12 protein-coding genes and 1 tRNA gene are annotated in these 10,016 nt (G+C 67.9%); 3 read left to right on the top strand and 10 right to left on the bottom strand.

The genetic code is table 11. From position 1 onward, the window contains the following. Positions 1-143 precede the first annotated feature (143 nt). From AB0D57_RS15010 to AB0D57_RS15040, 7 genes are read right to left on the bottom strand one after another with little or no spacing between them, the layout of a single operon-like run. Positions 144-1,442, bottom strand: coding sequence for a hypothetical protein (locus AB0D57_RS15010; protein WP_362071748.1), 1,299 nt, complete (start codon positions 1,440-1,442; stop codon positions 144-146). Continuing rightward, a complete protein-coding gene (locus tag AB0D57_RS15015) occupies positions 1,439-2,392 on the bottom strand; it encodes a bifunctional DNA primase/polymerase (protein WP_362071750.1) in 954 nt (317 codons plus the stop codon). Before AB0D57_RS15015 ends, AB0D57_RS15010 begins: the two co-directional genes overlap by 4 nt. Before the next feature lie 23 nt (positions 2,393-2,415). Next, positions 2,416-3,078 (bottom strand): hypothetical protein, encoded by a 663-nt coding sequence (locus tag AB0D57_RS15020; RefSeq protein ID WP_362071752.1) that lies wholly within the window; start codon positions 3,076-3,078, stop codon positions 2,416-2,418. After that, positions 3,075-3,875 carry a hypothetical protein gene (locus tag AB0D57_RS15025; RefSeq protein ID WP_362071754.1) on the bottom strand — a complete coding sequence of 267 codons (801 nt, stop codon included), beginning with the start codon at positions 3,873-3,875 and terminating at the stop codon, positions 3,075-3,077. The genes AB0D57_RS15020 and AB0D57_RS15025 overlap by 4 nt, the downstream gene beginning before the upstream one ends. Then, a complete protein-coding gene (locus tag AB0D57_RS15030; RefSeq protein WP_362071756.1) occupies positions 3,872-4,342 on the bottom strand; it encodes a hypothetical protein in 471 nt (156 codons plus the stop codon). The genes AB0D57_RS15025 and AB0D57_RS15030 overlap by 4 nt, the downstream gene beginning before the upstream one ends. Before the next feature lie 14 nt (positions 4,343-4,356). Next, positions 4,357-4,683, bottom strand: coding sequence for a DNA-binding protein (locus AB0D57_RS15035; protein WP_362071758.1), 327 nt, complete (start codon positions 4,681-4,683; stop codon positions 4,357-4,359). Beyond that, complete coding sequence (locus tag AB0D57_RS15040) at positions 4,680-4,922, bottom strand: helix-turn-helix transcriptional regulator (RefSeq protein WP_362071760.1); 243 nt, start codon at positions 4,920-4,922, stop codon at positions 4,680-4,682. The genes AB0D57_RS15035 and AB0D57_RS15040 overlap by 4 nt, the downstream gene beginning before the upstream one ends. Positions 4,923-5,012: 90 nt before the next feature. Here AB0D57_RS15040 and AB0D57_RS15045 point away from each other — a divergent pair, with 90 nt between their 5' ends. Together AB0D57_RS15045 and AB0D57_RS15050 are read left to right on the top strand one after the other, a co-directional pair. Then, positions 5,013-5,915, top strand: coding sequence for a hypothetical protein (locus tag AB0D57_RS15045; protein ID WP_362071762.1), 903 nt, complete (start codon positions 5,013-5,015; stop codon positions 5,913-5,915). A 34-nt stretch (positions 5,916-5,949) separates the two neighbouring features. Next, positions 5,950-7,533, top strand: a complete 1,584-nt coding sequence (locus AB0D57_RS15050) for a tyrosine-type recombinase/integrase (RefSeq protein ID WP_362071764.1) — start codon at positions 5,950-5,952, stop codon at positions 7,531-7,533. A gap of 64 nt (positions 7,534-7,597) precedes the next feature. On the opposite strand, the gene AB0D57_RS15055 is transcribed toward AB0D57_RS15050, so the two are convergent. The 3 genes from AB0D57_RS15055 to AB0D57_RS15065 form a co-directional block, all read right to left on the bottom strand. Beyond that, positions 7,598-7,670 (bottom strand) — tRNA-Lys (locus AB0D57_RS15055). A gap of 109 nt (positions 7,671-7,779) precedes the next feature. Continuing rightward, positions 7,780-9,360 (bottom strand): amino acid permease, encoded by a 1,581-nt coding sequence (locus AB0D57_RS15060; protein WP_362071766.1) that lies wholly within the window; start codon positions 9,358-9,360, stop codon positions 7,780-7,782. A gap of 48 nt (positions 9,361-9,408) precedes the next feature. Beyond that, positions 9,409-9,540 (bottom strand): hypothetical protein, encoded by a 132-nt coding sequence (locus AB0D57_RS15065; protein WP_362071768.1) that lies wholly within the window; start codon positions 9,538-9,540, stop codon positions 9,409-9,411. A 109-nt stretch (positions 9,541-9,649) separates the two neighbouring features. Here AB0D57_RS15065 and AB0D57_RS15070 point away from each other — a divergent pair. Beyond that, a partial coding sequence (locus tag AB0D57_RS15070; protein ID WP_362071770.1) for a hypothetical protein occupies positions 9,650-10,016 on the top strand: 367 nt, incomplete at its 3' end.

Here is a 10,016-nt window from a genome sequence, read left to right on the forward strand (position 1 = left end):
CGCACCGCGCAGGGTGCGAAATAAGGCGGAGGAAGCGAACTAAGGCCGTTCGCGCAGGTCAGAGGGCTGACCTCTTGCCGCATGGGATGCGCAAGAAGGTGCGAAATAAGGGGTGCGGGAGATTGCCGCACCCCTCGCGGGCGCTACTCCTTCTTGCGGCGGAGCATCTTGGCGGGGGCGCCGCCGGTCGGCTTGTCGTACATCTCGTAGCTGCCGAGCCCGAGCAGCTGGTTGGTGATGTCGGTGAGCTGGGCCTTGGTGCGGTGCTTGCCGAAGCATTCGCGGGAGATGTCGGTGCGGGACACGCCCTCCTCGCCAGCCGCGTCGACGAACAGCTTCAGTCGGTCGACGTCGGGGTTGCCGGAGGTGTTGCCGAAGACGTACCAGGCGGAGTCTTCGACGTAGGCCCACATCGCCTCGGCCGCCTTGAGGTGGTCGACTGTGATGTGGTCCGCGCCGTCCAGTACCGCGATGGTGACGGACAGGCGCACGACCTGAGGTGCGGCACGGGCGACGACCTGGGCGACCGGGCCGTCGCCGACATGGTCTGGGGTCAGTCGCGTGTACATCTCGCGCCAGTACTCGGCCGCCTCGGTGTTGCGACGGATGGCCTGGACCTTGGTAGCCGCCTCGACGCGCTCGGCGAGCAGCGCTCCTAGCCGTTTGATCTCGGAGAAGGAGAGGTTGCCGCCGTCAGGCAGACGCTTGGACCGCCGCGACATCACGGGCAGGAAACGGTTCATCGTGCCGCCCGCCCGTTCGGCTTCGGACAGCTTTGCGCGCAGCTCGGTCGGGGTGATGTGCCCGATCACCGTGATGTGAGCGTCGCTGGCGACCCGTGGGCGGATCGTCATGGTCTGCAGGACACTGCCGTCCCACGCCTCCCTAAGGCGGGGCAACAGCGTGTTGCCTTCCCGCTTTCCCTGCGCGAGGACCGTGGCGAACTCGGACTCGACAACCAGTAGCCGCTTGTCGAGGACGCCGCCGTCGTAGTCGTCGTCCTCCGGATCTCCGGACGGGTCCCGGACCTTGACGATCAGTCCCTCGGCTGAGGAGAGACCGCCGACCACGCGGTCCTTCGTGAACGTCTCGTCGGCCTGCCGGATGACCTGCTTCATCTCGGCCCACGAGGTGCCTTTCATGCCTCCCGCGGTCGACCCGATGATCAGCGGCCAGATGCGGGCGCCGTGTTCGGTGCCGCCGACGAACATGTGGGGCTCTCGCCCTGCCATGCATCCGGCGCTGGCCAGCAGCGTGAACAGCATGGCGGCGGGGTCCGCTTCGGTGTGCGGGGCGACGGTGTTCACGATGTCGCCAGGCAGCCCGTACATCGCTTCGGAGCCGAGGGCGGGCCACGGGCGCCCGGCCGGGGACGGAGGCTGCTTGTCCTCCACACCGTGCTTCGCCGCGATCTGCTCGGCGATCTCCTCCGGCGTGCTCACGCTGCCGTCCTGGCGGAATTGCGTGCGGAGGCGAGGGTCTGACGTGCTTCGCTCTCGCTGATTCCCACGTGGTGGGCGGCATCGATCAGGCACCCTTCGGCGGTGGCTTCCGGGATCTCGCCAGCAGCGGCGTGTTCGTAGGCACGGCAAGCTGCCCAGTACAGGCGTGAGTTGCGTTCACCTTCGCGGGCTTCGAGTACGACCTTGAGGAGGGCGGGCATGAAGCGGGTCGCGCCGGCGGACGGCACGGACGGCGCAGGTTGGTGCGCGGGACGCTGCGGTGCCTGCGGCATCAGCACCGAGGGCCACGTGATGGTCGGGTGGTAGAACAGCCCGTCGCCTGACCACTGGTACCGGTAGCCGGACTTGTGGACGGACGGGGCGAGCAGGATGTAGCCGTTGTGTTTCACATCGATGCCCGGCCCCAGAGTTCCCGGCAGGTCGACGCCGGGCGAGCGGTACAGGATGTGCAGTCCGTCGCCGCCGGAGATCTGCATGACGGTGCCGGGGAGCACGCCGACCTTGGTCTCGATGTGCCGCAGGGTGAGGTCTCCGTCGTGACGGGGGTCGATGTCGATGACCGCCCAACCATTCAGTTTGCACGGGCCGCCGACGTTCGCTTCGGGCTCCTGCATCCACCACTTGCGGATCAGGTTCGTGTCGGTGGTCGCAGCCCAAAAACCGTGGCAGGTCTTGGCGTCGCACTGGCACGCCTCGGGGCGGTGTTCGATGTATTGGGGGTTGGGTTGCCCGCCGACGAGGGGCGCGCAGTAGCGGCAGTTCGCGTAGGGCGTCTTGTCGCGGCGGACGCGGAACACCTTGATGCCGAGCGCGGCGTAGGCCAGCGCTGCGCCCAGCGGCGTTGACGGAATGGGGTTACCGAGTTTCACGGAGCCGGCTTTCTGGATCGTGCCGATGTTGATGTCCCCTGTGCGGGCGGGCCCCGCCATCCCCTGCGGGGCCCGCCCGGTGGTCACGCGCCCGGGGTGTCGTGCAGGAGTGCGCCGAGGGGGCCGCGGCGGATCTGTTCGCGGACGACTTCGGCGGAGGGCAGCGGGCCGTCGGCGAGGATCGCGTCGGTCATGGTCTCGCCGGTGGCGTGCGCGGTGCCGTCGTCGGCGAGGCGGACCACATTGATCTGGTCGGCAATGCCGCTCTCGACGGCGGCCCGCCGGAACGCGGGCATCGCGTTGGCCATGAGCTCCTTGCCCCACGGGCCGTCGAGGGCGAGCATCATCGCCATCTGCCAGTTACAGACGGGCACTTGGCGGCTGCCGCCCTCGGCGCGGTGCTGGGTGTACTCGTCGACGCGCGGAAGGACGGGCGGCTCCTCAACAGCGTCGGCGATCTCTTCGTCGTGCAGCTGGTGCCACTGCTCGGGCGTCGCACCCGTGAGCTCCAGGACTTCGTGGACGAAGAACCAGTCGCCGTCTCCGTCGGTCGGGTCGATCAGCGCGGGGCGCAGTTCGCCGAGTCCCATGAAGACGGTGCGCTGGTGAGGGGCGGGAATGTGGCGTCCGTGGCGCTCGGCCAGCTCGCAGGCGGACAGGATGGTGCGGGCCTTGTAGCGGGCGAGGCTTTTTGTGGCGCGGTCGCGGCGGACCGACGCGCGCATGGTCTTCGGGTCGACGCTCATGCCGTCGTCTCCTTGCTGCTGGCCTGGGCGGTGGCGTCGGCCTCCCGCTGCTGGATTTCGTCGAGGACGTAGGCGGCGTGCTCGATGCGTCCGGCGAACCGGTAGAACTTGTCTGCCGTGCGGCTGAGTTCGGCCGGGTCGGAGGTGCGCAGGGCGGTGAAGTCGGCGCTCAGGCCGAAGGCGAAGACGACGACCCGGGCGAGCTCGTCGGGTTCGGCGTACAGCTCGACGACCAGGTGCCCGTCGTCGTCGAGCGGCAGGTCGGCCAGTTCGGTGGCGCAGACCTTGTCCTGCACGCAGTAGCCGGTGCAGTCGGGCACGCGGTGCGCGTCGGCGACGATGACCGGGGCCGGGCCGGACGGCTCGTCGATGGAGACGGTGCCGGTGAGGTCGAGCGACCAGTCGAGGAACGCGGTGTGCATTGCCTCGCGGCAGGCGTGCCACGTATCCATGGCGCTGGAAGCCTTGCAGTACCCCAAGGTGCGCGGGTGATCCCACGGCAGGTGCGCGATGGCCTCGAAGTCGGCAGCGGTGACGGCCTGGTCGAAGGCGTCGATGGCGCCCTTCCACGCGGTCAGCGTGTCGTTGAGGTACTCGACGTGGTCGTGCGGGGCGTCCGTGTTCCGGGTGTCGGTCTCCAGTTGGCGGAGGCTGTCGCCGGTGAGCCCGGCGAAGCGGGCCTCGTAGCCGGCGGTCTCCATCAGGTACAGGGAGACCACGTCGACCCGGTGCGTGTAGCGGTAGGTGGCCAGGCGGCCGGGGATACCGGCCGCCACAGCGTTTGTCAGGACGGTCACGCCTGCACCTCCGCCTGCGCCTGGAGGTCGTTGACGAGTTCGGCGACGGCGTTGACCCGCTCGATGGGGTCCTGGCCCGCGGGTACGACGACGATCGTGCGGCCGTCCTTGTGGCGCATAGCGAAGCAGGCGAAGGTACGGGCGACGTCGGGCAGGTCGCTGAGGTCGTCTTCGTAGAGGTTCAAGCTGTGCTCGGCGATGATCGCGCGGAGCGTGTCGCGGGCCTCGCACTCGCGGGCCAGGCGCTCGATCGCGTCGAGCTGGGCGCGGGCGTCGGCGACCATGGCGCGGAGGCGGGCGGGGCTGGTCTCGCGGAGGTCGCCGAGGTTGGACTCGGTGGCGGCGACGAGGGTGGGCCGGCCGTCGTCGAGGTCGACCATGACCTCGGCGGTGAGGGTGACGCTGATGCTCTGCTCTCTCGGGGCAGGCGACGCCGTCGGCGCCTCTGGCTGTACCGTGGTTTGCATGAGCTAGTCCCGTCTTACTTGCTGGTGAGTGCGGTTCTCTGCTCGACAGGCGCCCCGGGCTCGACCCCCGGGGCTCCGTCGTTTTCGGCGGACGTTCGCGACTCGACCTCGCGAATGGCGCCGTTCTCCTGGGGCAGGAGCCCGAGGAATTTCCAGACTTCGACCGTGCGCACGTAGCGCCTTCGGCCGAGCGGGATCACTTCGAGGGGCAGGCGCCCCTGTGCGGCTAGCTGGTATCCGGTGGATTCGGCCGTACCGCACGCCTTGAAGAACGTGGGCAGGTCCATGAGCGCCGGCTCGTGGGCCAGGATCTCGGCGATGGTGAGGGCCGGGGTCGTCATGCCGCGACCTCTCGCGGCAGGAGCGGCTTGAGGTGGCTGGCGAGTTCGTCCAGGTCAACGACGAGTGCCAGCCGGTAGAGGGCTTCGATGGAGAGCTGCTTCTCGCCGCGCTCCACCTTGGACAGATGCCCCGGGTCGATCCCGGAGAGGTGAGCTGCAGCCCGCAGGGACATCCCCTTCGCCTCACGTGCAACGCGCAGCGACGGAGATCTCAACGCGGACGTTGAATCTGTCTGCATGTCGTTGACCGTAGGCCATCGTGATTCAGGAGTCAACGAGATGCAGAGGGAATCTGGCGTGGCGTTGACTCGTGGTCTACGGTGGGCAGCATGCAGACAGAGGACTCCCCCCACGTCCCAGACGACGAGCCGTCCCAGACGACCCCGGAACATCACGTCCTGGGCGCACTCATCAGCGAAGGAAAAGTCCCCTCCGTAAATGAGGTCGTCGCCTACAACATGACCCGAGCTCGAAAGGAGCGGGGATGGACTCAACAAAATGTTGCTGAACGGCTGCAGCGATACACCGGACGCCAGTGGTCCAATGCGTCCATTAGCGCAGCTGAACGCTCATGGCAGGGCGGCCGATCGCGGAAGTTCGATGCGAATGAACTAGTGGCGCTTTCGGTAATCTTCGATTACCCCGTCGCCTACTTCCTTCTCCCGCCCGATGATCAGCTCTCGGTAGCTGTACTTATGGCACAGCCAGAGGATCGAGAGGGCGCGTTCGCTCCCGTCCTCCCAAGTCGCGGATATCTCAGGCGCGTCCTGATGGATCGATCCCCGACCAGGGACGACTTCGCGTTCTTCTCGCGGGCCGCAAAAGCAGTTCGGCAACACATGCAGGACGAGTGGCATCCACCTGTCTTCCTCAGCCCAGACATGGTCGAAACCCTGCACTCCATCCCAATGGAGCCCCTGGCGCCAGAGAGCGAGGGCGAGGACGAGGGCGAGGCAGAGACGACAGGAACTCGCAGCTCTCAAGATGTCGAGATCGTCTCCAGCCAGCAGCTCGCCAAAGTCGTCGGAGAGCAGGTCCGCAATGCGATCATTGACCAATCTGGCGGCATCGTCAGGAGCATCATGCAAAGCCTTGAGGAGCAAGGGATGATCGTCATCAAGCCGATCACGGAACAGCCTCAAGAGGCGTCTCCGCCAGCGCCAAATGCCGGTGTCGAACGGTCATTGACAGAGGCGGAGATGGATCAGCAACCCAAACCTCGCGAGGCATAAGCTAGATCGTTGTGACGTAAAGGGAGGAGGCTTCATGAAGGGTTCTACGTACCGCCGTTGTTACTGCCGCGGCGAGGATGGCAAGGCACTGGGCAAGGCATGCCCGCAGTTGTCGTCCCGACGGCATGGGGTGTGGGCGGTACGGCAGGAGCTCCCGGCCCGCGGGGACGGCACCCGCCGCTCGTTCTCCCGCTCCGGCTACGCCACCGCGAAGGACGCGCAGGCCGACCTCGACAAGGTGCGGGCGCTGCTCGACCTGCCCGACGGCGACGACATCGAGGCGCAGACCCTGGTCGGCGACCTGCTGGAGGCCGTGAGCGGCAAGTCGAAGGCTCCACTGCCCGACCTTGCCGAGACGCGCCGCCGCCTGGTGCGCGGGCAGAAGCTGACGGCAACGATGACCGTGGGCGACCTGCTCGACGAGTGGCTGGACGTGAAGCGGAAGTCGAAGCGGGCCACCACCGTGAACGGCTACGAGTCCCACGTGCGCGTCCACCTGCGGCCCGCGCTCGCCGACCATCGGCTCGACCGGCTCGGCGTCGGCCACGTGCAGCAGATGTTCGACGGCATCGACGACCAGAACGAAGTCATCGCCGCGGAGAACGCGGCGCGGTACGAGCAGGTGGCCCGCTGTAAGTGGCCCGCCGGAGGACGCCCGCCGGCCTCCGAGCGTGAGCGCCTGGCCGCGGAGAAGGCGAAGCTCGCCGCCATGCCGCCCTTCCGCCGGGTCACGGGCAAGGCCAGCAAGCAGGCGATCCGCCGGACGCTCCGCACGGCCCTGAACTTCGCGATCGGCCGCGAGTACATCACCTTCAACCCGGCCGCCCATGTGGAGCTGGAGACGGCGAAGCGCCCCAAGGGCATGCTGTGGACGGCCGAGCGGGTGGCGCGCTGGCGGGAGACGGGCGAGAAGCCGTCTGCGGTCATGGTCTGGACGCCGGCCCAGCTGGGCGCGTTCCTGGACGCGGCCGAGGGTGATCGCCTGTACGCGTTCTTCCACCTGATCTCCCATCACGGCCTGCGCCGCGGCGAGGGAGTCGGCCAGGACTGGGCCAACGTGTCGTTCGAGACGAAGACTGTCCGTGTCGCCAAGGAGATCGTGGTGGACGGTTGGACGCCCGTTGAGACGGACCCGAAGACCGACGGGTCGGCGGGCACGGTCCACATCGACAACGGCACCGTGGACGTCCTGAAGGCGCACCAGGCGCAGCAGCTGCAGGAGCGCGCCGAGCGCCTGGAGGCGGGCCTCCCATGGACGGATACGGGCAAGGTCTTCACGGCCGAGGACGGCGCCTGGCTGCACCCGGCCGAGGTGAGCAAGGTCTTCAAACGTATCGTCGCCGAGGCGGACTTGCCGCCCGTCAACCTTCGGGACCTCCGGCACGGCGCGGCGTCTCTCGTGAAGGCCGGCGGCGGGGACATCGACGACGCGAGCAAGAAGCTGCGGCACTCGACGATCGTCCTGACGGCGGACACCTACACCGAGCTTTTCGAGGAGTACGTGGAGGAGCTCACGGAGCAGGCCGCCGCCGCCGTGCCGCGTGCCCGGAAGGGGTCCGGCAGCACTCCCGTGCACGCACCGCTCACGCAGGGGCCAGCAAACGGCGACGCCCCCTGAGAGGTCTAAACCTCTCAGGGGGCGTCCGTGCTGGTCATTCACCAGTTGGAATGTCCAACTTACGTAGACCCTGTGGGACTCGAACCCACAACCAATGGATTAAAAGTCCACTGCTCTGCCAATTGAGCTAAGGGTCCACGCGCCGGCGCGCATCCATCCCGTGCCGATGCATCCCCGAGCATAGCGGGACCAGGCCGGGACTCCGATCGGGTATCGGTGACCCGGCCGTGCCGAGTGTCCGCAAGATCACGGATCTACCTGTTCCGGGGCGCCCGCGCGGGCCGCCTCGCGGGCGATCGTACGGGCGTGGTCGGGGTTGAGGAACCAGTGCCGGGCCGAGGCCAGCCACCAGGTCGCGGCAAAGCCGAGGACGACGAGAACAGCGACCGGAGCGTAGTTGAAGGTCTCCCAGGTGACCGGCGAGACCTGCGGCAGCATGAACAGAACGGTGATGACGGCGACCCAGGCGACCGAGACGACGCCGATCACGCGCGACCACCGCCCCAGATGCCACGGCCCCCGCTCGAACGCCTCGCCCTTCCGTAGCCGCAGCAGCGTCGGGATGACGTACGCGATGTAGAGCCCGATCACCGCGATCGACGTCACGGCCGCGTACGCCGTCACATTGATCAGGTACGGCAGGCCCAGCACCAGGGCTCCCAGCGCCGCCAGCCACACCGCGGCGACCGGCGTGCGCGTGCGCGGGCTCACCGTGTGCCACACCTGGGAGAACGGCAGCGCCCCGTCACGCGAAAAGGCGTAGATCATCCTGCTGTTGGCGGTCACGGACGCCATTCCGCAGAAGAGCTGCGCCCCGATCACGACCAGGAGCAGCAGCTTGCCCGCCGTGGCTCCCAGCGCGTCGAGCAGGATCTGCGCCGGCGGCGCGCCCGTCGGCGAGCCCAGCGCTCCGTCGTACGACTGGATGGCGAAGGTGAAGCCGAGGAGGAGGACGAATCCGGCTATCCACGACGTCCAGATGGACCGGACGATGCCCTTCGGGCCCGCCGTCGACGCGTCGTGCGTCTCCTCGGTCATGTGGGCGGAGGCGTCGTACCCGGTGAAGGTGTACTGCGCCATCAGCAGGCCGATGAGGACGACGTACACGCCGCTGCCCCAGCCCGTGTTGTTCACGAAGTGCGTGAAGACGTAGGACGTCGACTGGTGCTGGTCCGGCACGAAGGTGAGCGCGCCCACGATCAGCGCGACGCCCAGCACGTGCCACCACACGCTGATGCTGTTGAGGAGGGCGACGATCCGGACCCCGAAGGTGTTCAGCAGCCCGTGCAGGACGAGGATCCCGGCGAAGAGCAGGATCGTCCGGCCCGGCGTGATCTCGAAGTCGAACTGCAGATTCAGATACGCGCCCAGGAAGGACGCCGCGCCGAAGTCGATGCCGGCGGTCACGGCGACCTGCCCGAGGACGTTGAACCACCCCGTGAACCACGCCCAGGCCGCGGCCGACCGTTCCGGCGCGAGCCGGTGGGCCCAGAAGTACAGCCCGGCCGACGTCGGATAGGCCGAACAGATCTCGGCCATCGCGAGCCCCACGAACAGCGTCATCAGTCCGACCGCGACCCACCCCCAGGTGATCACGGCGGGCCCGCCGGTGTTCATGCCGAAGAGATACAGCGTCAGGCAGCCCGACAGGACCGAGATGATCGTGAAGGAGACCGCGTAGTTGGAGAACGCCGACATGCGGCGGGCGAGAACCTGCGTGTAGCCGAGCTGGGCAAGCCGTTCTTCGTCGGAGAGATGTCCGTCGGAGAGTTTTCCGGCAGAGAGATTTCCGTCCGACGGCCCACTCGCTATGGCGTCATCTGTCATGTCCCCAGCGATTCCCTCGCCGGAGGCATGACACACGTCACATCCTGGCTAGAAAATGCCCTTGCGGCCCTGCCGGCCGCCGACGATCTTCACTCGCGCCGCGAACGCCCCCTCGCCGGTGCCGTTCTGGCGGTACAGATCGCAAAACGCAGTGACCCCCACCGGATCGGTGGGGGCCACTGCATGTCACTGCGTCACGAGGACGTCACTGCGTCGCCAGACGTCAGCCGTTGCGCTTCCAGCGCGGCTTCTCGTCGCGGCGGCCGAAGGAACCGGTGCCGGCGCCGCGGTGGTCGTCACGACGGCCGTACGGGCGGTCGTGGCTGCCGGAACGGAAGCCGCTGGAGGGACGGTTGTCCTGGCGGTCACGGTTGAAGGGACGGTCGCTGCCACGGTGGCCGCCACGGTCGTCACGACGCTCGAAGGTACGACCGCCACGGTCGCCGCCACGGTCGTCACGACGGTCACGGTTGAACCCACCGCGGTCGCCACCACGGTCGTCACGACGCTCGAAGGTACGACCACCACGGTCGCCACCACGGTCGCGGTCGAAGCCGCCGCGGTCGTCACGACGGTCACGGTTGAACCCACCGCGGTCGCCACCACGGTCGTCACGACGCTCGAAGGTACGACCACCACGGTCGCCACCACGGTCG

The sequence above is a fragment of the Streptomyces sp. NPDC048275 genome (assembly GCF_040652275.1).
Taxonomy (GTDB): Bacteria; Actinomycetota; Actinomycetes; order Streptomycetales; family Streptomycetaceae; genus Streptomyces.